This is a genomic window from Oerskovia sp. USHLN155 (genome assembly GCF_037145535.1).
GTDB classification, from domain to species: domain Bacteria; phylum Actinomycetota; class Actinomycetes; order Actinomycetales; family Cellulomonadaceae; genus Oerskovia; species Oerskovia rustica.
The window spans coordinates 197,435-218,094 of sequence record NZ_JBBCXG010000005.1; the positions used below are offsets into that span (position 1 = coordinate 197,435).

Annotated in this window: 18 protein-coding genes; 8 read left to right on the forward strand and 10 right to left on the reverse strand. The window is 73.6% G+C overall.

The annotated features are described in order from the left end of the window. The first annotated feature begins 219 nt into the window (after nt 1-219). The 5 genes from nirB (at nt 220) to WFH32_RS08845 (ending at nt 6,209) form a co-directional block, all read left to right on the forward strand. Nucleotides 220-2,850 (forward strand): nitrite reductase large subunit NirB, encoded by a 2,631-nt coding sequence (gene nirB / locus WFH32_RS08825; protein WP_442946325.1) that lies wholly within the window; start codon nt 220-222, stop codon nt 2,848-2,850. After that, nucleotides 2,847-3,260: a nitrite reductase small subunit NirD gene (gene nirD, locus WFH32_RS08830; protein ID WP_442946320.1), complete on the forward strand. Its 414-nt coding sequence runs from the start codon at nt 2,847-2,849 to the stop codon at nt 3,258-3,260. The genes nirB and nirD overlap by 4 nt, the downstream gene beginning before the upstream one ends. 86 nt (nt 3,261-3,346) lie before the next feature. After that, nucleotides 3,347-4,183, forward strand: a complete 837-nt coding sequence (cobA, locus tag WFH32_RS08835; RefSeq protein ID WP_336706980.1) for a uroporphyrinogen-III C-methyltransferase — start codon at nt 3,347-3,349, stop codon at nt 4,181-4,183. Nucleotides 4,184-4,257: 74 nt separating this feature from the next. Further along, nucleotides 4,258-5,361 (forward strand): uroporphyrinogen-III synthase, encoded by a 1,104-nt coding sequence (locus WFH32_RS08840; RefSeq protein WP_191796757.1) that lies wholly within the window; start codon nt 4,258-4,260, stop codon nt 5,359-5,361. Continuing rightward, nucleotides 5,358-6,209 carry a sirohydrochlorin chelatase gene (locus WFH32_RS08845; protein WP_336706981.1) on the forward strand — a complete coding sequence of 284 codons (852 nt, stop codon included), beginning with the start codon at nt 5,358-5,360 and terminating at the stop codon, nt 6,207-6,209. Before WFH32_RS08840 ends, WFH32_RS08845 begins: the two co-directional genes overlap by 4 nt. Before the next feature lie 9 nt (nt 6,210-6,218). Here the strand turns inward: WFH32_RS08845 and WFH32_RS08850 are convergent, their stop codons facing one another. Beyond that, complete coding sequence (locus tag WFH32_RS08850) at nt 6,219-7,703, reverse strand: MFS transporter (protein ID WP_336706982.1); 1,485 nt, start codon at nt 7,701-7,703, stop codon at nt 6,219-6,221. Between the two features lie 151 nt (nt 7,704-7,854). Between WFH32_RS08850 and soxR the strand changes: the two genes are divergently transcribed. After that, nucleotides 7,855-8,325: a redox-sensitive transcriptional activator SoxR gene (soxR, locus tag WFH32_RS08855; RefSeq protein ID WP_191796724.1), complete on the forward strand. Its 471-nt coding sequence runs from the start codon at nt 7,855-7,857 to the stop codon at nt 8,323-8,325. 33 nt (nt 8,326-8,358) lie between these two features. On the opposite strand, the gene WFH32_RS08860 is transcribed toward soxR, so the two are convergent. From WFH32_RS08860 to WFH32_RS08885, 6 genes are read right to left on the reverse strand one after another with little or no spacing between them, the layout of a single operon-like run. After that, the gene (locus tag WFH32_RS08860) at nt 8,359-9,417 is read right to left on the reverse strand and encodes a hypothetical protein (RefSeq protein ID WP_191796725.1); all 1,059 of its coding nucleotides are present in this window, start codon (nt 9,415-9,417) and stop codon (nt 8,359-8,361) included. After that, complete coding sequence (locus tag WFH32_RS08865; RefSeq protein ID WP_336706985.1) at nt 9,414-10,463, reverse strand: vWA domain-containing protein; 1,050 nt, start codon at nt 10,461-10,463, stop codon at nt 9,414-9,416. Before WFH32_RS08865 ends, WFH32_RS08860 begins: the two co-directional genes overlap by 4 nt. Beyond that, nucleotides 10,460-11,533, reverse strand: coding sequence for a vWA domain-containing protein (locus tag WFH32_RS08870; RefSeq protein ID WP_336706986.1), 1,074 nt, complete (start codon nt 11,531-11,533; stop codon nt 10,460-10,462). Before WFH32_RS08870 ends, WFH32_RS08865 begins: the two co-directional genes overlap by 4 nt. Further along, complete coding sequence (locus WFH32_RS08875) at nt 11,527-12,054, reverse strand: hypothetical protein (RefSeq protein ID WP_191796728.1); 528 nt, start codon at nt 12,052-12,054, stop codon at nt 11,527-11,529. The genes WFH32_RS08870 and WFH32_RS08875 overlap by 7 nt, the downstream gene beginning before the upstream one ends. After that, nucleotides 12,041-12,991 carry a DUF58 domain-containing protein gene (locus tag WFH32_RS08880; RefSeq protein ID WP_336706987.1) on the reverse strand — a complete coding sequence of 317 codons (951 nt, stop codon included), beginning with the start codon at nt 12,989-12,991 and terminating at the stop codon, nt 12,041-12,043. The genes WFH32_RS08875 and WFH32_RS08880 overlap by 14 nt, the downstream gene beginning before the upstream one ends. A gap of 12 nt (nt 12,992-13,003) precedes the next feature. Then, the gene (locus WFH32_RS08885) at nt 13,004-14,002 is read right to left on the reverse strand and encodes an AAA family ATPase (RefSeq protein WP_138822335.1); all 999 of its coding nucleotides are present in this window, start codon (nt 14,000-14,002) and stop codon (nt 13,004-13,006) included. Between the two features lie 249 nt (nt 14,003-14,251). On the opposite strand from WFH32_RS08885, the gene WFH32_RS08890 reads away from it, so the two are divergent. Both WFH32_RS08890 and WFH32_RS08895 read left to right on the forward strand, forming a co-directional pair. Continuing rightward, entirely contained in the window at nt 14,252-16,444 is a 2,193-nt protein-coding gene (locus WFH32_RS08890) for a cytochrome c oxidase assembly protein (protein ID WP_336706989.1), read from the forward strand. A gap of 187 nt (nt 16,445-16,631) precedes the next feature. Then, on the forward strand, nt 16,632-17,636 hold the full coding sequence (locus WFH32_RS08895) for a hypothetical protein (protein WP_336706991.1): 1,005 nt from the start codon (nt 16,632-16,634) through the stop codon (nt 17,634-17,636). A gap of 40 nt (nt 17,637-17,676) precedes the next feature. Here WFH32_RS08895 and phnE read toward each other — a convergent pair whose 3' ends face one another. The 3 genes from phnE to WFH32_RS08910 all read right to left on the reverse strand — a co-directional run bounded on the left by phnE (nt 17,677) and on the right by WFH32_RS08910 (nt 20,593). Then, a complete protein-coding gene (gene phnE, locus WFH32_RS08900; RefSeq protein WP_336706992.1) occupies nt 17,677-18,567 on the reverse strand; it encodes a phosphonate ABC transporter, permease protein PhnE in 891 nt (296 codons plus the stop codon). Then, on the reverse strand, nt 18,564-19,511 hold the full coding sequence (locus tag WFH32_RS08905; protein WP_191796732.1) for an ATP-binding cassette domain-containing protein: 948 nt from the start codon (nt 19,509-19,511) through the stop codon (nt 18,564-18,566). The genes phnE and WFH32_RS08905 overlap by 4 nt, the downstream gene beginning before the upstream one ends. A gap of 146 nt (nt 19,512-19,657) precedes the next feature. Further along, nucleotides 19,658-20,593 (reverse strand): phosphate/phosphite/phosphonate ABC transporter substrate-binding protein, encoded by a 936-nt coding sequence (locus WFH32_RS08910; protein WP_336706994.1) that lies wholly within the window; start codon nt 20,591-20,593, stop codon nt 19,658-19,660. Nucleotides 20,594-20,660: the final 67 nt, after the last annotated feature.

Here is a 20,660-nt window from a genome sequence, read left to right on the forward strand (position 1 = left end):
GCGGCGCTCGCGGGCGCGCGGCACGTTCTCACGTGCGGGCCCCGGCGGGCGTGAGAAGAACGTTACGGAGGGGCAAAGGGGCGGGAGCGGCGCGGAAACCGCGCATCCCTAGTGTCCGGAGCAGCAGCCGTTTCCCGGACACCCGGACCGCACCCCCCAGGAGCCCCCGTGACCGCATCATCGAGCTCTCCCCGCCACCTCGTGGTCGTCGGCGGCGGCATGGTCGCCCAGCGTCTCGTCGAGGCGTTGCGCGCCCGTGACACCGCCGGCGAGTGGCGGGTCACCGTCTTCGCCGAGGAACCCCGCTACCCGTACGACCGGGTGGCGCTGACCTCGTACTTCTCGGCGCGCGACCCCGAGGAGCTCAACCTCGGCGACCCGGCGCTGTGGGACGACCCGCTCGTGTGCCTGGTGCGCGACTGCCGTGTCGACTCGATCGACCGTGAGGCCCGCCAGGTCACGGACCGCCTGGGCCGGGTCCACGACTACGACGAGCTCGTGCTCGCGACGGGCTCGGACGCGGCGCGGCCCCCGATCCCGGGCAACGACCTGCCGGGCGTGTTCGTGTACCGCACGATCGACGACGTCGCGGCCCTGCGTGGGTGGGTCGAGGCCAAGCGCGCGGAACGCTCGGGGGTGTCGTACGACCGCCCGGTGCGCGGCGCCGTCATCGGCGGCGGGCTCCTGGGGCTCGAGGCCGCGGGAGCGCTCGAGGCGCTCGGCGCCCAGGCGACCGTCATCCAGTTCGGGACGCACCTCATGGACGCGCAGGTCGACCTGGGCGGCGGGCAGGCGCTCGGTCGCCTCATCAACGACAGGGGCATCGCGGTGCGCGTGAGCACCGCGACCCAGCAGATGCGGCCCGCGCGCGCCACGGGTCACGTGGGCCGCCTCGACTTCGTGGACGGCGGGCGGCTCGACGTCGACGTCGTCGTCCTGGCGACGGGCGTCCGGCCGCGCGACGAGCTGGCCCGGGGCGCGGGCCTGCCGGTCGGCGAGCGCGGGGGAGCGGTCGTCGACCTGTCGTGCCGTACGCCGGACCCGCACGTGTGGGCGGTCGGCGAGGTCGCGTGCATCGAGGGCCGGTGCCTGGGCCTCGTGGCCCCGGGCTACGCGATGGCCGAGGTCGTCGTGGACCGGTTGCTGGGCGGCGCGGCGACGTTCCCGGGCGCGGACACCGCGACCAGGCTCAAGCTGCGCGGCGTGGACGTCGCGAGCTTCGGCGACGCGTTCGCGCGCACCGAGGGCGCCATGGAGCTCGTCTGGGCGGACCCCGTCGCGGGCGTCTACAAGAAGCTCGTCCTGTCCGACGACGCGCGCACGCTCCTGGGCGGCGTGTTCGTGGGCGACGCGTCGCCGTACGCGGCCCTGCGGCCCATGCTGGGGCGCGAGCTGCCGGGCGACCCCGGCTCGTTCCTCCTGCCCGAGGGCGCCGCGGGCGGCGGCGCGGCAGGGCTCGAGCTGCCCGACGACGCCACGGTCTGCTCGTGCAACAACGTCACCGCGGGGACGGTCCGCGGGGCCGTGACCGAGCACGCGTGCACAGACGTCGCCGCGGTCAAGGCCTGCACCCGGGCGGGCACGAGCTGCGGCTCGTGCCTCCCGCTCGTCAAGAAGCTCACGACGACCGAGCTCGAGAGGGCCGGCATCGAGGTCTCGAACGCGCTGTGCGAGCACTTCGAGCTCTCGCGGGCGCAGCTCTTCGACGCGGTCCGCGTCGCGGACCTGCACACGTTCAGCGAGATCATCGCGCGGTTCGGTCGCGTCCCGGCCCCGGTCGCAGCGATGCCCGACGGCGTCGCCCCGGCCGGGCTCCCGGGCGCGGGTCCTGGTCGTGGGTGCGACATCTGCAAGCCGGTCGTGGCGTCGGTCCTGGCCTCGTTGGGCAACGGTCACATCCTGACGGGCGAGCAGGCCGCGCTCCAGGACACCAACGACCACGTCATGGCGAACATGCAGAAGGACGGTACGTACTCGGTGGTCCCGCGTATCCCGGGCGGGGAGATCACGCCCGAGGGGCTGCTCGTGATCGGGCAGGTCGCGAAGGACTTCGGGCTCTACACCAAGATCACGGGCGGCCAACGGATCGACATGTTCGGGGCGCGGATCGAGCAGCTCCCGCTGATCTGGCGCCGCCTGGTCGACGCGGGGATGGAGTCGGGGCAGGCGTACGGGAAGTCGCTGCGGACCGTGAAGTCGTGCGTCGGGTCGACGTGGTGCCGGTTCGGTGTGCAGGACTCGGTGGGCATGGCCGTGCGCCTCGAGCTGCGGTACCGCGGCCTGCGGTCGCCGCACAAGATCAAGCTCGGCGTCTCGGGGTGCGCGCGCGAGTGCGCCGAGGCGCGCGGCAAGGACGTCGGGGTGATCGCGACCGACAAGGGCTGGAACGTGTACGTGGGCGGCAACGGCGGCTTCACGCCCCGGCACGCGCGGCTCCTCGCGGAGGACCTCGACGACGAGACGCTGATCAGGACGATCGACCGCTTCCTCCTGTACTACGTCCGCACCGCCGACCGGCTCCAGCGCACGTCGGTGTGGGTCGACGAGGTCGAGGGCGGCCTCGACGGGATCCGCGCGGTGATCCTCGACGACTCGCTGGGCATCGCGGCGGACCTCGACGCGGCGATGGCGCTCCACGTGGACGCGTACGAGGACGAGTGGCGCGCGGTCCTGGAGGACCCCGAGAAGCTCAGGCGGTTCGGGTCGTTCGTCAACGCGCCGACGACGGCGGACCCGGACCTCGCCTACGTGGCCGAGCGCGGGCAGCCTCGCCCGGCGACGACCGCGGAGCGTGCGGGTGCCGCGGGCGCGGTACTGATCGCCGGGACGACGTTGGAGGTACGGGCATGAGCGCGCAGGCCATGGGCACGACGGGCACGACGGGGACGACGGCTGCGCCGGTGTGGCAGCCCGTGTGCGGGGTCGCGGACCTCGCGGTCGAGCGCGGAGCCGCGGCGCTCGTCGGCGGGAACCAGGTCGCGCTCTTCCGCCTGACCGACGACCGCGTGCTCGCGGTCCAGCAGCTCGACCCGTTCAGCGGCGCGAACGTCATGTCGCGCGGCATCGTCGGAACGCGCCGCGGGGTGCCGACCGTCGCGTCCCCGATGTACAAGCAGGTCTTCGCGCTCGAGACGGGGGAGTGCCTCGACCCCGTCGGGTTCCTCCCGGTGCTCGCGGCGGGCCCGGACCTGGCGACGTGGCCGGTCGAGGTGCGCGACGGTGTCGTGCACGTCGCCGTCCCGACGGGCCCCACACCGTGACGCCCCCCTCGGTGCCGAGCATGCGGTCGTCGTCGGGATCCGGCCCGGACCGGACGCCCACCGCATGCCCGGCGGACAGCAACCGCATGCGCGGCACCGGCGGCACCGACGGGACCGGCGGGACCGGCGGGAACAGCGGCACCGTCCCCGGCGGCTCGGTCGTGCTCGTGGGCGGCGGACCCGGTGCCGCCGACCTCCTCACGCTGCGCGCCTGGCGTGCGCTCGCGGGCGCCGACGTCGTCGTGACCGACCGCCTGGGACCCGCCGAGGTCCTCGCCGACCTGCCCGCGGGCGTCGAGGTCGTCGACGTCGGCAAGTCCCCGGGCCACCACCCCGTCCCGCAGCACGAGATCAACGCGATCCTCGTCGAGCAGGCCCGCCGCGGGCGACGGGTCGTGCGGCTCAAGGGCGGCGACCCGTTCGTCTACGGGCGGGGCGGAGAGGAGGTCCTCGCGTGCCGGGCCGCGGGCGTCCCGGTCGAGGTCGTGCCCGGCGTGAGCAGCGCCCTGTCCGTCCCGGCGCTCGCGGGCATCCCCCTCACGCACCGCGGTACGGTCGGCGCGTTCCTGGTCGTGAACGGTCACGAGCCCTTGGGCGTGGTCGCGCTGGCCGCGGTGCGCGACCGCACGGCTACCCTGGTGATCCTCATGGGAGTGTCGATGCTGAGCGAGATCACGGACCAGGCGGTCACCGCCGGGGCCGACGCCGCCACGCCCGTCGCCGTGGTCGAGTCCGGTTCCACGCAGCACCAACGGGTCACGCGCGCCACGCTCGGGACGCTCGTCCGTCGTGCGGCCGAGGTCGGGGTCCGCGCGCCCGCGGTCGTCGTCGTGGGGGACGTCGCGGCCGAGGGCCTGCTCGTCCCGGACGCCTCGGTATCGCTGCCCGTCCTGTCCACCCTCGTGCCGGAGCCCGCCCTGTGACGGATCAGGTCACGGACGTCGCGGACGTCACGGGCGAGCCCACCGGCGGACACCGCCCCGCGCTGGGCCAGGTCATGGCCGGCTGCACGGTCCTCGTCACGGCCGACCGCCGGTCGGCCGAGCTCGCCGCGGCGCTGTCCCGACGGGGCGCAGAGGTGCGGCACGCGCCCGCCCTGAGCATGGTGCCCAACGAGGACGACGAGGCACTGCTCGCGGGTACGCGGGACCTGGTCGCGCACCCGCCCGACGTCGTGGTCGTCACGACGGGCATCGGGTTCCGCGGCTGGATCGAGGCCGCCGACGCGCACGGCCTGGCCGACGAGCTGCTGGACGTCATGAGCCGGGCCCGCCTGGTCGCGCGCGGCCCCAAGGCGCGCGGCGCGATCCAGGCCGCGGGCCTCCAGGCCGACTGGGTCGCCGAGTCCGAGACGTCGGGCGAGATCGCGGACGTCCTGCTCGGCGAGGGGGTCGACGGGCTGCGGATCGCGGTCCAGCACCACGGCGCGGGGGCGGACGGCCTGGACGTGGTCTTCGCGCAGGCGGGGGCCGACGTCGCGAGCCTCATCGTGTACCGCTGGGGGCCGCCGCCCGACGAGGGGGCGCTGCGCGCGTCGGTCCACGCCGCCGCGGCCGGGGAGATCGACGCGGTCGTCTTCACGTCGGCCCCGGGTGCCGAGGCCTGGCTCGCGGCGGCCGAGTCGGAGGGCGTCGGGGACGCCGTCGTCGCACGCTTCGCCGGCGGCGCCATGATCGCCGCGGCGGTCGGCCCCATCACGGCCCGACCGCTCGCGCACCGCGGCATCCCGACGCTCCAGCCGGACCGCGGCCGCCTCGGCGCGCTGGTCCGCACGCTCGTCGGGCACTACGAGCACGCCGAGACGCTCGCGCTCGTGACCGTCGCGGGCAACCTGCAGATCCGCTCGCGCGTCGCGGTGCTCGACGGCCGCGTCCTGCCGCTCTCGCCGTCGGGCCTCGAGGTCCTGCGGCTGCTGGCCGCGCGCGCCGGGAACCGGGCGGGGGACGTCGTGACGCGGGACCAGGTCCTCGCGGCGCTGCCCGGCGACTCGCGCGACCCGCACGCCGCCGAGGTCGCGGTCGCCCGGTTGCGCGAGGCGGTCGGCGACCGCACCCTCGTCAAGACCGTCGTCAAACGTGGCTATCGACTGGAGCTGGCATGAGCACGGAGATCCTGGGGTTCCCCTCTGACGCGACCGAGGGGAGCGCGCCGTCGGCCCGCACCCCGAGCGGCGTGGGCGGACCCGTTCTCGTGGGCTGCTCGCACGGCACCAACAACCCGGACGGCCAGGCCGCGATCCGTGCGATCCTCGACGACGTCCGCGCGACCCGCCCCGAGCTCGACGTGCGTGAGGCGTTCGTCGACGTCCAGCAGCCCGAGGTCGCCGACGTCGTCACGCAGGCCGTCGCGCCGCCCGCCGCGGGCGAGGGCCCCGGCGGCGCGGCCGTCGTCGTGCCGCTCCTGCTGTCCACGGGATTCCACGTGAACGTCGACATCACCGAGGCCGTCTCGCCCGAGCACGAGGGCCGCGGCCCTCAGCACGGAGCGGCGACCGCGGCCCGCGCGCTCGGCCCCGACCCGCGCCTCGCCGAGATCCTCGCCGACCGCCTGGCCGAGGCCGGGGTCCGTCCGCACGACGCCGTGGTCCTGGCCGCGGCCGGGTCGAGCAAGGCGGGCGCCGCGCGCGACGTCGAGGCGGTCGCCGAGTTCCTGCGCGCGCACCACGACGGCCCCGTCACGGTCGGGTTCGGCGCCATGGCGACCCCGACGGTGCGCGACGCCGTCGGGGCCGCCCGCGAGACGCTCGCCGCGACGGTCCCGGGCCGGACGGGCACACCCGCTCCGCGCGTGGTCGTCGCCGCCTATCTGCTCGCTCCCGGCTTCTTCCACGACCGGCTGCTCGAGACGGGCGCCGACCTCGTCACCGCCCCGCTCGCGCCCGACGCCCGCCTGACGGCGATCGTGCTCGACCGCTACGCCGAGGGCGTCAAGGCGCTCGCGGGCAGCTGACGCGACCCCTCAGGCAGGGACCCGGGTCCGCGGCGAGACGAACGCCGCGAGCAGCGCGATCGAGACCATCACACCGAAGCACACGACGTACGCCCAGAGCCCCAGGGGCGCCCGCAGCACCACGAGCATCGAGCCCGTCACGGCGAGCGCGATGGCCGCGGACAGGGCGTCGGACACCTGGAGCGCCGAGCTGTTCGCGCCCTGCTGGTCCTCGGGGGACAGCGCGAGCGTGAGCACCGAGAGCGTCGGGTGGACCAGGCCCATGCCCAGGCCCGCGAACGTCCAGGCGAGCATGCCGACGATCGGCGGCACCGCGGCCCAGGCGAGCAGCACGGTGCCGGAGATCCCGCCCGCGACGAACAGCGACCCGACGAGCACGAACTGCGCGTGCGACCAGCCCCAGTGCGCCTTGCCGCGCAGCCATGCGCCGACCGACCAGCCGATCGCCCCGAAGGTGAGGATGCCACCGGCCAGGGTCGGGGACAGGGCCCGCTCGGACTGGAGGAGCAGGGGGAGCAGGACCTCGGTCCCGGTGAAGGCCGCTGCGACGAGGCCGCGGATCGCGATGACCGACGGCAGGCCACGGGCGGCGCGCGCCGTGCCGCGCGGGAGCAGGCGCGGGACGGCGACGACGACGAGTGCGAGCGCCACGACGAGCGGGAGGTACAGCCGCGCTCCCTCCTGCTGCCCGGCGAAGTGCAGCAGCCCGATCCCCACCGCGGCGGCCACGGCCCACCACAGGGCCGCGTTCCCGGCCGCGTCGGGGGTGACCTCGCGGCGGTCACGGTCGACGGCCCGTAGGCCCGGGCGCATCATGAGCACGGCCGGGACGGCGAGCACGGGCACCGCGAGGAAGACCCAGCGCCACCCGAGGTGCTGGACCATGAGTCCCGAGATCACGGGACCGACGAGCGACGGCACGACCCACGCCGCGGCGAACGCCGCGAACACCGCAGGTCGCCGTGCCTCGGGAAAGACGCGCGCGACGAGCACGTACAGCGCCACGATGTACATCCCCGTGCCGAGCCCCTGCACCACGCGTCCCGCGACGAAGACCCCCATGGTCGGGGCGAGCCCCGAGACGACCAGTCCCGCGAGGAACATGCCCACGCCGCCCCACAGCGACGGGCTCGGCCCGAACCGGTCGCACCACCGGCCTGCGGCGACCATGCCGACGACGCTCGCGGCGATCGAGCCCGCGAACGCGACGGCGTAGAGCGCCATGCCGTCGAGCGCCGTCGCGACCGTGTGCATCGCGGTCGCCACGGCGAGGGCTTCGAAGGCACCGAGCAGGACCAGGGCCACCATGCCGACGAGCACGGTGCGCTGGGTCGCGGGGGACAGGCCCGCGCCGGCGGGAGCCGCGGGCGGCGCGTCGGAAGCCTCGACGGCCGTGGTGGCCGTGGTCGTCGTGCGCGTGGTCGAGGTATCGGGGGAGTCGCCGATCGCGGCGGCGACCGCGGCGTCGGGAGCCTCGGGGCGTGGCGGTTCCATGATTCCTCGCAGGGGTGGGCGCGGGCCCGTGGGGCTGCGCGGAAGGTGTGCGCCCGATCGAGCGCTTCGACTAGTCTCGAACCTCAACCATTGTCGAGGTCAAGTGGATTCGTCCCGACGATGGACGGAGCGACGAATGCCTGGAGCAATCATGCCTGACGACGGGCCCCACCCGGACGACGAGCTCACGGTCGGCGAGCTCGCTCGCCGCAGCGGCGTCTCGGTGTCAGCCCTGCACTTCTACGAGCGCGAGGGTCTGCTCACGGCACGCCGCACCCCGGGCAACCAGCGCCGTTTCCCGCGCGAGACCCTGCGACGCGTCTCGTTCATCCGGGTCTCGCAGCGCGTCGGGATCCCGCTCGCGCTGGTCCGCGAGGCGCTCGCGACGCTCCCGCAGAACCGGACCCCGACGGCCAAGGACTGGCGGCGGCTGTCCCGGATGTGGCATGCCGACCTCGACGCCCGGATCGAACAGCTCGTGCGCCTGCGTGACCACCTCACCGACTGCATCGGGTGCGGGTGCCTCTCCCTGCGCAAGTGCGTCCTGGCCAACCCGCACGACGTGCTCGCCGAGGAAGGCCCCGGACCACGGACCCTGCTCGTCGAGGGTCTCGACGACTGAGGTCGACCGAGGGGACGCCGCGAGCGCGGCGGCTCACCAGTTCTTCGAGGACCCTCCGCCGTCTCCCGACCCGTCCGCGGGGTCCTCGCCACCGAAGTACTCCTGGTACTCCTGCCGGCTCTGGTCCTCGTCGTCGCGGGCCTCGGAGTTCTGCTGCTGCAGCTTCTCCTGCCGCTCGGCCTCGGCCCGCTCCTGCTCGCTCTGGTCGTTCTCGGGCGGCGGCTCCTCGCCCTGCGAATCGCCCTGCGGGACCTGGGGCTCCTGCGGCTGCGCGTCCTTCGCCCGCTGCTGCTTGTCCTGCAGACGTTGGACGGACGCCTCGTTCTGCTCCTTCTCCTCGGGCGTCTGCTCCTCGCAGCCCGGCCAGCCGCGGACCTGCTCGGCCGTCGCGAAGGACCGTTCGGCGAACGAGAACCACTGGGCGGCCTCGTCCTGGAGGTCCTGGGGATCGAGCTCCTCGCCCGTGCCGTAGGGGTCGACGACGTACTGGTCGTAGTCCTCGCCCGCGTCCCGTGCCGCGAGCGCGTGCTCGAGCGCGGCCTTCTGTGCCAGGAGGTCCTCGCCCATGATGGTCTCGTAGTCGCCCGAGGTCTCGTAGGAGATCGACAGGTTGACCTGGATCCGGCAGCGAACCATGGGTTCCTCGTCCTCGGCGAGGTCGTAGGCGCGGTGCAGGTCGGAGATGGCGGCCGTGTCGTCGCCCGCACGGTGGGCCGCGGTACCAGTGTTGAACCACGCCTTCCACGGGTCGACGAGGTTCATCGTCTTCTGGAGGCCGAAGCTCGCCGCGGCGTCGGTGTAGTCGCCCGCGTCGTAGCGCCCGGACGCGTAGGACGCGACCACCGGGAGGGAGACCAGCTTGGCGCCGAGCACGAGCGCGGCGACCAGCAACGGGAGAGGCAGGAGGAGCAGCAGCGCCCGACGGCGCAGCCGCCTCGTGCGCATCGCCGCACCCTGGGGGGAGAGCGTGCCGGGCCGGGGGGCCGGGAACGGCGAGCCGCCGTGCACGGGTCGCCGGTCGCCGGGCGCGTCGGGACCGCCCCACGACGGCGGCGGCTGAGGAGCCTGCGGCGGCCGGCCGTCGCCGCTCATGCGCGCACCCCCACCCGACGCGAGGCCGAGCGGCCCGCTGCCCACGCCTCGAAGCCGAGCAGCACGGCGCCCACGAGGGCGAACGGCCACACGACCGGACGGTAGGCCGTGACGAGGCGCCTGCCGTCCGCCGCGACCTGCTGAGGATCGACACCCGCGACGAGCTCCGCCGTCGGGGCGGTGGTCTCGCGGTGCACGTACGGCACGCCCAGCTGGGTGGCGATCGCCCGCAGGTTGTCCTCGTCGATCACCGAGAGCGCGTCGGGCGAGTCGGGGTCGTCGAGGGTCGCGCGCGACGGGTCCCGCAGGTACTCGGCCGTCGCCGGGTCCTCGCCCGGCATGTACTCCTTCATGCGCCCGCCCTCCGGGGTGCCGTAGCCGAGGACGGCGCCGCCGTCGACGAAGGGTGCGAGGTCCTCGAACGAGCGGGGCTCGCCGTCCGCGGTCTGCTCGCCGTCCGACAGGAAGAACACCAGGCGGAGGTTGGCCGGGCGGTCCGTCGCGGCCCCCTCGAGCGCGGACCGGAGCGCGTCGAGGGGTCGGTCGGTGAGGGACCCCTTGGAGTAGAGCGTGATCTCGCGCTTGAACGTGTCGGCCCAGGACGTGATGGCCCGGGCGTCGGTCGTGAGCGGGACCTGGCGGCTGGCCTGGGAGTCGAACGAGATGATCGAGTAGCGCGCCCCCGGGATGTCGGCCGTGAGTCCCGCGATGTCGTGCCGCACGCCCACGAGGCGCTCGTTCGTGCCGTCGAAGTCCTCGGCCGCCATGGAGCCGGTGCGGTCGACCACGAAGAACATGTCCACGTTCGCGACCGACGTGTCGCGGTCCGTCACGGGGACCGACGGACCGAGCCCGACCACGGCGAGGACCGCGACGAGCGCGGTGCGCCGGACCCACGCGCCGCGCGGTCCGGCGGGCGTGCTCTGCTCGGTGGCGCTGCGCGAGGGACCACGGAGCGCGACGACGAGCTGCCACCCGGCGAGGCCGAGCAGCGGGACGAACACGGCGGCCCACGCCCACAGGGGGATCAACGGCTGGATGGTCATTCGCGCAACCTCCAGGCGACGACGACGAGCAGGGCGGCTCCGGCGGTCGCGACGAGGAACCAGATCGTGGGCAGGTCCGTCACGACGACCTCGGGGCTCGCGTCGAGCTCGACGGCCTGCTGCGCGACCACGTCCTCGACCATGCCCTCGACGGCCTGCGGGTCGCCCGCGAGGAAGTACAGCCCGCCGCCGGCCTCGACGACCTCGCGGTACCCCGTCTCCTCGGGGGTGCCCGCGTAGAGGTCGGAACCGCCGTAGATGCCGTGCAGCGTGATGTCGCGCGAGGCGACGAGCGCCGCGGCCTCCTCGAGGGTGTAGATGGGCTCGCCCGCGACGTAGTTGTCGGTCGCGAGGATGATCGAGCGCGACCGGTCGGTGGCCTCCTCGTCGAACTGCAGCGCGCAGTTCGCCAGCCCGTCACCGATGAGGCTCGCCGCGGACTCGTTCGCGAGGGTCCCCGCGGTGTACGTGAGGAACTCCAGGATGTCCTTCTCGTCGCGCTCGCTGCTGAAGTCGAGCGTGCTGGGGTCCTTGTCGAACGCCGCGACGCCTGCCGCGAGCTCCTCCTGGACCAGGGTGTAGTCGTCCGTCAGCGGGAACACGGTGCGCGACGTCGAGTTGAAGATCGACAGCGCGATGCGCTCGCCCTCGAAGTTGTCCACGAGCTCCGAGTAGACCTTGAGGATCTCTCCGTCGTACGCCGTCATGGAGCCCGACACGTCGAGGCACAGGACGATGTCCCGGGTCCCCAGACGGTCCACGACCAGGTCCGTCTCGACCGGCCGGGCAGCCACCGCGCCGACACCCACCAGCGCGACGAGCAGCCCCACGAGGCCCGCGACCTGGAGCGTCCGGTAACGGCGCACCCATGCCGCGAAGGCCGGGACCTGTGCGAGGTACGACGAGTTCGCGACCCACGTGACGTCGTCGGGCCGTGCCTTCTCCGCCCGCGCCCGACGCCGGCGCGCGAGCCACCACGCCGTCGCACCCGCGGCCAGGACGAGGACCACGACCGCAGCCAGGAGCCACGGCCACAGGATCGAGGCGCCCTGCGGCCCCGGCGTCACCACGTCCTCACCACCGAACGGGCGCGGTCGATCGACTCCTTGCCCGTGGGCGTGCCGCCCTGCTCCTGCCCGGTCGGCGGCCCGACGGCCTGCACGACGTCCTCCGCGAACGACGGGTGGTAGTACCGGGCGATCAGGCGGGTCAGGTGCTGCGTGCCCGTCATGTGCTCGATCTCCGAGAGGGTCAGCACCGAGGCGTCGACGCCCAGGCGTCCCGACGCGAACCCGCGGACCTCCTTGGACAGCGCCAGGTGCAGACCGCGCTCGTCGAGCCCGCCCGCGAGATAGGTCGCCTCGACCGCGTCGAGGCGCGACTCGAACTCGAGGCGCAGCCCCGCGAACGGGTCGTAGAGGCCCGGGGACGCCCAAGGTGGCGCGAACCGTGAGGCCTTCTCCTGGGCCGACGCGCGCGTGGACACCAGCGCGAACACGACCCAGCCCACGACCAGCAGCACGAGGACCACCCCGAGGGCCGCCCACCAGCCGCTGTAGAGCGCGGGGGCGTAGAGCTCATCGTCGGGCACGCTTGGCCCTCCCCAGCAGCTCGACGAAGCGCGGCACGACGTCGTGCGTCCCGGTCACGCTCACGGCCTCCGTCTCGAGCGAACGCAGCAGGGCCACGACCGACTCGCGCCGGGCGCGCGCGGCCTGCGCCGCGCCCGCTGCGACGTCTGCGCGACCACGCAGGAACGGCGGCAGGTCGAGCGTGCCGTCGACGTCGACGACCTGCGTCGTCCGCCGGGAGGTCCCGCCGGTCGGAGCGGCTGCGATCGCACGGTCCGCACCCGCCGGTACGAGGCCGCCCGCGACGGGCGACAGGTCCGCGACCGCGACGACCATGACCTCGTGGCGCACGCGCAGACGCCGCAGCAGAGGTTCGTGCTCCGGACCCGGGCGCGCCTCGTCGGTCACGACGACCATGAGCGACCGGCGTCGGAAGGCGCTCAGGGCACGGTCGAGAGCGCGGTTCAGGTCGCTCGCGGGCGCGTCGACGCCCAGCCGGCCCTCGACCGTGCGGAGCAGGACCTCGAGGTCCCGCGTGCTGGCCCGAGGGGGAAGCTGGACCACGCGCTCCGCATCTGCCGCGACGAGCGCGACCCGGTCTCCGCGATCGCGCGCGAGGTACGCGACGAGCGCGCAGCAGAAGCTCACGACGTCGGCCTTGGGCTCCCCGCTCGCAGCCGTCGCCCCCATGTTGCGGCCCGTGTCCACGACCAGGACGAGGTTGACGTTGGACTCGCGCACGAACCGGCGGACCACGGGGATGCCCGCGCGGGCGCTCGACTTCCAGTCGATGTCGCCCACGTCCTCGCCCGGTGCGTACAGGTGGAGGTCGTCGAAGTCCTGCCCGTGCCCCTTGAGGATCGAGCGGTGCCGCCCCTCGAGCAGCCCTGAGGCCCGCCGGGCCAGCGGGAGCTCGAGCCTGGCCCGCACCTGGGCCAGTCGCGACACGTCTGTCATGGGGACCGTGCCCTACGGGGTCGGGACCGCGTCGAACACGGCGTCGATGAGCTGCTCGGGCGCGACGTCGGTCGCGAGCGCGTCGAACGTGCGGACCAGGCGGTGACGCAGGACCGAGTAGCGGACCGCCTTGATGTCGTCCGGGACGACGTACGCGCGACCGGCCTGGATCGCGAGGGCCTGGCCCACGCGCATGAGCGCGATCCCGCCACGCGGGCTCGCGCCGACCCGTACATGCCGGTCGAGGCCCGGGACCGGCCGCGGACCCGACAGGCGCGTCGTGTTGATGAGGTCGACGATGTACCGCTTGATCGACTCGTCCACGTACACGTCGTCGACCAGGCGCTGGAGAAAGACCACGTCGTCGATGCTGATCGGCTCGGCCGTGATGGGCGCCGACATGCGGCCCGTCGAGATGCGGTCGAGGATCTCGAGCTCCTGCTGCGGGGCCGGGTACGTCAGCACCTCCTTCATGAGGAAGCGGTCCATCTGGGCCTCGGGCAGCACGTACGTGCCCTCCTCCTCGATGGGGTTCTGCGTCGCCAGGACCATGAACGGCGAGGGCAGCGGGAAGTTCTCGCCGCCGATCGACGTCTGCTTCTCCTGCATGGCCTCGAGCATCGCCGACTGCGTCTTGGCGCTCGACCGGTTGATCTCGTCGAGCAGGACGAGGTTCGCGTGCACGGGCCCGAGCTGCGTCGTGAAGGAGCCGGTCGCGTAGTTGTAGATCTGCGTGCCCACGATGTCGTTCGGCATGAGGTCCGGCGTGCACTGGATGCGGCGGAACGACCCGTTGATCGCCGCGGCCAGCGTCTGCGCGGCCGTGGTCTTGGCGAGGCCCGGGACGGACTCCAGCAGGATGTGGCCGCCCGCGAGGAGCGAGCTGACCAGGGCCGTGCGCAGGGCCTCCTGCCCGACGACGCGCTGGTCGAACACCTGCTCGACGCGCTTGAGCAGGTGGCCCGCGCGGTCCAGGTCCGTCGTGGAGATGCTGCCGTGACCTGTGGCCATGGTGAGGTCCTTCGCGTGTGCTCGGGTTCTGCTCGGGAAGTCGTCGAGGCCGTCCCTCACGAGGAGGACGCCGTGCGAACCCGGCCCAGTATGCCAGCGGGTGCCTCGCGGCGCGGTGCCTGGTCCACAGGCGAGGCGCGGGGAGAGGTCCCCGTCGAGGCGCCCGGTGCCGCCCTGACGGCCGTGCGTCGGGAGTCCACGACCCGAGGGGAATACCGCGATGACCCGCATGCCGCCTACCCTGGTCGGGTGACCGCCACCGCCCCCCGCAGCACCTCAGGAACCGCGCCCGACCGGGCCGCGCAGGCCCCCGGCCGGGGCGTCGTCGACGCACCCCGCAACCCCTGGTGGCTCGTGCTCTCCGGACCCGCGGCCGTGGTCGTCGCGATCCTCTCGGTGGTCGCCGCGGGAGCCTTCTCCGGGGCTTTCCAGCCCCTCGCAGGGTTCGCCGACCCCGGTGCGGTCGCCCGCTGGGGGCTGCCGATCTCGACCACGCTGACCGAGCTCGCGATCGCCCTGGCCATCGGTTCCCTCGTGCTCGCGGCCTGCGTGCTGCCCGCCGGGCCGCCGCTGCGCAAGGCCCTCGGGGTCGCCGGAGCAGCCTCGGCCGTGTGGGCCGTGCTCACCGTGGTCCAGACGATCCTGCGCTACTCGGTCCTGTCGAGCATGCCCGTCACGAGCGTCGGGTTCGGCGAGCAGCTCGCGGCTTTCGTCACGCAGATCTCGCTCGGCCGCAGCCTCCTCGGCGTCATCGTCGTCGCGGCGCTGACCTCGGCGTGCGCGTTCGCGGTCCGCACCGCGACCGGCGCCCTGTGGACGGCGCTGCTCGCCCTCTCGGCCCTCGCGTTCCAGGCCAACACCGGTCACACCGCCGGCGCCGCGAGCCACGAGCTCGCGATCTCCTCGATGTTCCTCCACCTCGGCGGTGCGGCCCTGTGGATCGGCGGGCTCGGGGTCCTCGCGATCGTCCGGCTGCGCGGCGGCCTCGACCGCACGGCCTTCGCGTCCTCGGTCTCGCGCTACTCCTCGATCGCCGGGTGGTCCTTCGTCGCGGTCGCCGTCTCGGGCGTCGCCAACGCCTGGATCCGGCTCGGCGGTGTCGCCGGGCTCAGCACCGACTACGGCGTGCTCATCCTCACCAAGATCGGCCTCATCGTCGTGCTCGGCGCGATCGGGTTCGCGCACCGCGAGCTCGTCGTGCGCCGGCTCCAGGGCGTCGGCGGGCCCATCCGCGGCCCGCGCACGACCGCCACGTCCCCCGGGACGACCACCGCCGTGGGTGAGCCGGGCGCGGCGGGAGGCTCCGCCGTCGGGCAGAAGAACGGGAAGGGCGGACCGCAGGCCGCCGCAGAGAAGGCCGCGACGTGGCTGTTCTGGCGGCTCGTCGCGGTCGAGCTGCTCGTCATGGGCGCGGTGTCCGGCGTGGCCGTCGCGCTCGGGTCGACGGCGCCTCCCGTGCCCGACGAGCCGATCGCGCTCCCGACCCCGGCCGAGATCGTGACCGGTCACCCGCTGCCCCCCGAGCCCGACCTCGGACGCTGGTTCTCCGAGTGGCGCTGGGACCTGCTGCCCGCGTTCGCGTGCGTCGCGGCCCTCGTCGTCTACCTGCGCTGGGTCCGGCGGCTCGCGCAGCGCGGCGACAGGTGGCCCCTGGGGCGGACCGTCTCGTGGTGCGCCGGGATCGTCGTCCTGTTCTGGGTGACGAACGGCGGGCCCGCGGTGTACGGCCACGTGCTGTTCAGCGCGCACATGGTCCAGCACATGGTGCTCGCGATGGTCGTGCCCATCTTCCTCGTGCTGGCAGCGCCCGTGACCCTGCTCCTGCGGGCCGTGCCCGTGCGCAAGGACGGCTCGCGCGGGCCGCGCGAGTGGGTGCTCGCCCTCGTGACCTCGAAGTGGGGGCAGTTCTTCGCCAACCCGATCGTCGCGGCGGTCAACTTCGCCGGGTCGATGATCGTGTTCTACTACACGCCGGCGTTCGAGCTCGCGATGACGACGTACGTCGGGCACCTCGTGATGCTCCTGCACTTCACGCTCGCCGGGTACCTGTTCGCGAACGCGCTCGTCGGGATCGACCCCGGTCCTCACCGGCCCGGCTGGCCGCAGCGGCTCCTGCTCCTGCTCGTCACGATGGCGTTCCACGCGTTCTTCGGGGTGTCCCTCACGACCGGGACCCAGCTGCTCGTGCCCGAGTGGTTCGGGCTCATGGGGCATGACTGGGGCATCACCGCGATCGCCGACCAGCAGCGCGGCGGCGGCGTCGCGTGGGGCATCGGGGAGCTGCCGACGCTGTCGCTCGCGATCGTCGTCGCGGTCATGTGGGCGCGGTCCGACGAGAAGGACGCCAAGCGCCGCGACCGCCGCGTCGACCAGGTCGGCGACGTCGAGATGGACGAGTACAACAAGATGCTCGCGAAGATGGCGGAGCAGGACAAGGACTGAGCGGCGCTCCCTGGGTGCCGAGAACGGGGTTGAGGTCGTCATTCGTTGGATGACGACCTCAACCTCGTTCTGAACCGCGGGGTTTCCCGTTGTCGACGTCGTCCACCGGGGGCCCCGGCTACGGGGTCGTCCACAGGGCGTCGTCGGGCGGCGGCACGTGCTCGGCGTCACCTGCTGGGATGCCTCGATGCGCCACCTGTCGCCGGTACCCGAAGAGCTCCTCGTCGTCGCGCGCCGCCAGGAGGGACTGGTGTCGGCGGCGCAGTGCGACGAGCACGGACTTCGTTCGCACCGACGTTCTCGGCTCGTCGAGCAACGGCGCTGGACGCAGGTGACACGTGGCGTCTACGACACAGACCCGGTGCCGCCGGACCGTCGGGAAGGACCGGCGGTCTCGGACCATCGCCGTCGACGCGCCGCCTGGGTCGGTCTCCTCGCCTTCGGGCCGGAGGCGATCGCGGTCGGCCCGTGCGCACTGGCCCTGCTCGGCGTCCAGGGACTCCCGCTGCAGATCACCGCGCAGGCGGCGCTGCCCGGCGGGCGCGCGACGGGTTCACGGGACGGCATCCTGCTGAGGCAGTTCGACGACGGGATGACCGTCACGCGAGTCGCCGACCGGTACGTGGCCACGCCGGACTGGGCGCTCGCCCAGACCGTCCCGGAGGTTGCCCGCCGCTACGCGGTCGCTCTGATGGACAGCGCACGGCACCGGGGCCTGCTCGACGCCCGTGGCCTCGACCGTGCGCACGACATGGCGCGGGGGCGACGCGGGGTCGCCAGGACACACTCGTGGTGGGAGCTCAGCGACCGGCGCTCCGAGTCGCCGCTCGAGACCTTCGCCCGGCTCGACTGCCTCGACGCCGGTGTCCCGCCCGACGATCTCCAGGTGGTGATCTCGGGCGACAGGGGTCAGTTCCTGGCCCGCGGTGACCTGGGCTGGCGCACCCCGGACGGGAGGTGGCTGATCGCCGAGATCGACGGGGCCGAGGTGCACGGGTCTCCCCATGCCTTGTTCGCAGACCGGCGGCGTCAGAACCTGCTCGTCGCGTCGCGAGGCGTCGCGCTGCTCCGTTTCACGGCCCGGGACCTTGCGGTCGTGGGACGGGTCGGAGCGGAGATCCGCACCTTCCTGGACGGAGCACGAGGTTCCGCGCGGTCGAGAACGGGATTGAGGCCGCCATCCGTCGGATAACGACCTCAACCCCGTTCTCGGCACCGACGGGCGGGAGAGCTCAGACCGCGATTCGCGCCCTCGCCCATGACGAGAAGCGGTCCACTACCCACACCAGCACGAGCACCATGAGGATGTAGGTCAGCATCTCGTCGAACCGGAACAGCTTGATCGACTTGTTGATGAGGAACCCGATCCCGCCCGCGCCCACGAGACCGAGCACGAGCGAGGAGCGCACGTTGACGTCGAACCGGTAGAGCAGCAGCCCCAGGAACTGCGGCACGACCGCGGGCAGCACGGCGTGCGTGACGACCTGGGCGCGGCCTGCACCGTTGGTGCGCAGCGCGTCGGCAGGCCCGGGGTCGATCTCCTCCATGGCCTCGGCCCACAGCTTGCCCATGACGCCCGTGTTGTGGACGACGAGCGCGAGCACCCCGGCGAACGGTCCGAGCCCCACGGCGGTCACGAAGATGAGGGCGAACACGACGTCGGGCACGGCGCGGAAGAACGACAGGATCGCGCGCGACCCCTGGTACCAGACCGATCCCGGCGTGCTGCCGCGTGCGGCGAGCACCGCGAGCAGGAGCGAGAGCGGGATGGACAGCGTGGTCCCGAGCAGCCCGATCCACAGCGTCACGAGCGTGGCCTGGAGCCCGGGGGCCACGACGGTCGACCAGTCGAGGTCGGGCGGGAACGCCTCGCCGACGAACCGGGCCATGCCCTCCCAGCCGCCCACGAGCGCGCTGATCGAGAACCCCGTGCCCTGCCAGGCGAGGACGTGCAGACCGAGCAGGACCGCGCCCGCGGTGACCCAGGTCGTGACCTGCCGGCCCGAGCGGTGCGCCGTCGGCACGACGACGTGCGCGAGCCTCTCGGGCGACGGCACCTCGGCCCGGGCGGGCGAACCGCCGCGCGGGGAGCGGGGCGAGCGGGTGGGGGCGGTGGCGGTCATGCGGAGATCCTCGTTCCGACGGTCGTCCGGGTCACGGTCACGGTCGCCGTCTCGGCCGAGTACAGGTGCTCGACGGCGTCGCGCGTCACCGCGTCCGGCGCACCGTTGAGGCGCTCGCGGCCCGCGACCATCCCGACGAGGCGATCGGCGTGCTCGCGCGCGAGCTCGGGGTCGTGGAGCACGGCGACGACCGCGAGGCCCTCGTCGTGCGCGAGCGTCGCGAGCAGCTCCATGACCTGGGTCGAGGCTGCGGGGTCGAGCGCCGACGTGGGTTCGTCGGCCAGCAGGACGCTCGCCCGCTGGCACAGGGCGCGCGCGACGGCGACGCGCTGCTGCTGCCCGCCCGAGAGCTGGCCGACGCGGTCGAGCGCGCGGTCGGCGAGGCCGACGCGGTCGAGGCAGAGCATGGCCTCGGCGCGCAGGTCGTGGGGGAACAGCGACGCGACGAGGGACCGGCGCAGCGGCAGCCGCCCGAGCGCCCCGGCGCACACGTTGTCGAGCACGGTACGTCGTCGCACGAGGTTGACCTGCTGGAAGATCATCGCGACCCGGCGCCTGGCCTCGTGCTGCTCCGCCGCCGAGGTCCGGTGGTGGGGGAGGACCTGCTCGCCGTCGACCCACACCTCGCCCGACGTCACGGGCGCGAGCCCGATCACGGACTTGAGCGTGGTCGACTTGCCGCAGCCGTTGGCGCCGAGGATCGCGACGAGCTCGCCCGCCGCGACGTCGAGGTCCATGCCGTCGACCGCGCTGCGCAGCACGGCGTCGCCGGCCTCGGAGCGTGTGCTGAACTGGACCCGCAGGCCGCGGACGTGCAGACCGGGCGAGCGGACGCCGTCGGGCAGGTGCAGCACGCCCTCGGCCGCGCCGGGCCCGGCCGAGCCGCCCGGCCCGCCGGGCAGCCCCGGCGAGCCCGGCGCGAGCGCGCCGTGGTGTGAAGCCATCTCGAACAACTCCTTGCTGGAGCGGGACGCGAGCCCGCGGGGAACAGGACGGTCGACCGGGATCGCGGCCGACCAGACGAAGGTGCGGTGGAGTGCCGCCGGGGCGCCCCGCCCCGGGGCGCCCCCCGACCGCTCCTCGAGGAGGGTCAGACGTCGTCGGCGGTCAGCTTCAGCGTCTTCGCGAGGTCGAACAGCGGCTGGTACGTGTCGACGTCGACCTCGACGAGCGGGCCCGCCGGGTCGACGTCGAGGAACGCGCCGATGGCCTCGACGTCGGCCGTGTCGAGCGTGAGGAGGGCCTCGCGCACGGCGTCCTTGAACTCCTGGCTCTGCGACCCGGCGACCGTGATGGGGTCGTTGGGGATGGGGTCGGACTCCCAGACCTGGCGGAACGTCGAGGAGTCGAACGTGCCCTCGCGCTCGGCGGTCGCGAGCGTCTGGGAGTTGATCTGTGCGGCGTCGACCTGACCGTTGGTCAGGGCGAGCAGCGCCTCGGGGTGGCCGCCCGCGTAGGTGATCTCGACGTCGGTCTCGGCGAGACCCGCGTCGAGGATCGCGAAGCGCGGCAGGGCGTCGCCCGACGTCGAGCCCGTCGAGCCGAGCGCGAGCGAGTGACCCGGAAGGTCCTCGATGCTCTGGATCGGGGAGTCGACGGGGACCCAGATCCCGGCCGTGTAGCTCGACAGCGAGCCGTCGGCGAGGCCGAACGAGGCGAGGGGCTCGGCGTCGGCACGCTCGCTCGCGAACACGAAACCGAGCGGGCCGAACTGCGCGAGCTCGAGCTTGCCGTTCTCCATGGCGAGGACCTCGGCCGAGTAGTCCTCGACGATCGTCAGCTCGACGGGGCAGTCGAGCTTCTCCGACAGGGCGTCGGCGAGGTGCTGGTAGGCGGGCTCGAGCTTGGCGGGGTCCTCGTAGGGCTCGATACCGAAGCGGATCGCGCCGTTCGGGCACGTCGCGGACTCGGCACCGTCGGTGCTGGTCCCCGCGTCGGCCGTGCCGGTCGAGCAGGCGCTGAGCGCGCCGAGGAGCAGTGCGGTGGCGAGGACCGAGGTGGCCTGGCCGGTGCGGCTGCGGTGCATGTCTTCTCCTGGGGTGGGGGTTTCGCGAGAGAGGCTGGTCTGGGTCGGAGGGACGAGAGAGGGTCGT

What these genes read in the sequence shown, in the direction of transcription:
- nirB (WP_442946325.1), top strand. Translation starts at nt 220, where the DNA reads ATGGTCGCCCAGCGTCTCGTCGAGGCGTTGCGCGCCCGTGACACCGCC.
- nirD (WP_442946320.1), top strand. Translation starts at nt 2,847, where the DNA reads ATGAGCGCGCAGGCCATGGGCACGACGGGCACGACGGGGACGACGGCT.
- cobA (WP_336706980.1), top strand. Translation starts at nt 3,347, where the DNA reads ATGCGCGGCACCGGCGGCACCGACGGGACCGGCGGGACCGGCGGGAAC.
- WFH32_RS08840 (WP_191796757.1), top strand. Translation starts at nt 4,258, where the DNA reads ATGGCCGGCTGCACGGTCCTCGTCACGGCCGACCGCCGGTCGGCCGAG.
- WFH32_RS08845 (WP_336706981.1), top strand. Translation starts at nt 5,358, where the DNA reads ATGAGCACGGAGATCCTGGGGTTCCCCTCTGACGCGACCGAGGGGAGC.
- WFH32_RS08850 (WP_336706982.1), bottom strand. Translation starts at nt 7,703, where the DNA reads ATGGAACCGCCACGCCCCGAGGCTCCCGACGCCGCGGTCGCCGCCGCG.
- soxR (WP_191796724.1), top strand. Translation starts at nt 7,855, where the DNA reads ATGCCTGACGACGGGCCCCACCCGGACGACGAGCTCACGGTCGGCGAG.
- WFH32_RS08860 (WP_191796725.1), bottom strand. Translation starts at nt 9,417, where the DNA reads ATGAGCGGCGACGGCCGGCCGCCGCAGGCTCCTCAGCCGCCGCCGTCG.
- WFH32_RS08865 (WP_336706985.1), bottom strand. Translation starts at nt 10,463, where the DNA reads ATGACCATCCAGCCGTTGATCCCCCTGTGGGCGTGGGCCGCCGTGTTC.
- WFH32_RS08880 (WP_336706987.1), bottom strand. Translation starts at nt 12,991, where the DNA reads ATGACAGACGTGTCGCGACTGGCCCAGGTGCGGGCCAGGCTCGAGCTC.
- WFH32_RS08885 (WP_138822335.1), bottom strand. Translation starts at nt 14,002, where the DNA reads ATGGCCACAGGTCACGGCAGCATCTCCACGACGGACCTGGACCGCGCG.
- WFH32_RS08895 (WP_336706991.1), top strand. Translation starts at nt 16,632, where the DNA reads ATGCGCCACCTGTCGCCGGTACCCGAAGAGCTCCTCGTCGTCGCGCGC.
- phnE (WP_336706992.1), bottom strand. Translation starts at nt 18,567, where the DNA reads ATGACCGCCACCGCCCCCACCCGCTCGCCCCGCTCCCCGCGCGGCGGT.
- WFH32_RS08905 (WP_191796732.1), bottom strand. Translation starts at nt 19,511, where the DNA reads ATGGCTTCACACCACGGCGCGCTCGCGCCGGGCTCGCCGGGGCTGCCC.
- WFH32_RS08910 (WP_336706994.1), bottom strand. Translation starts at nt 20,593, where the DNA reads ATGCACCGCAGCCGCACCGGCCAGGCCACCTCGGTCCTCGCCACCGCA.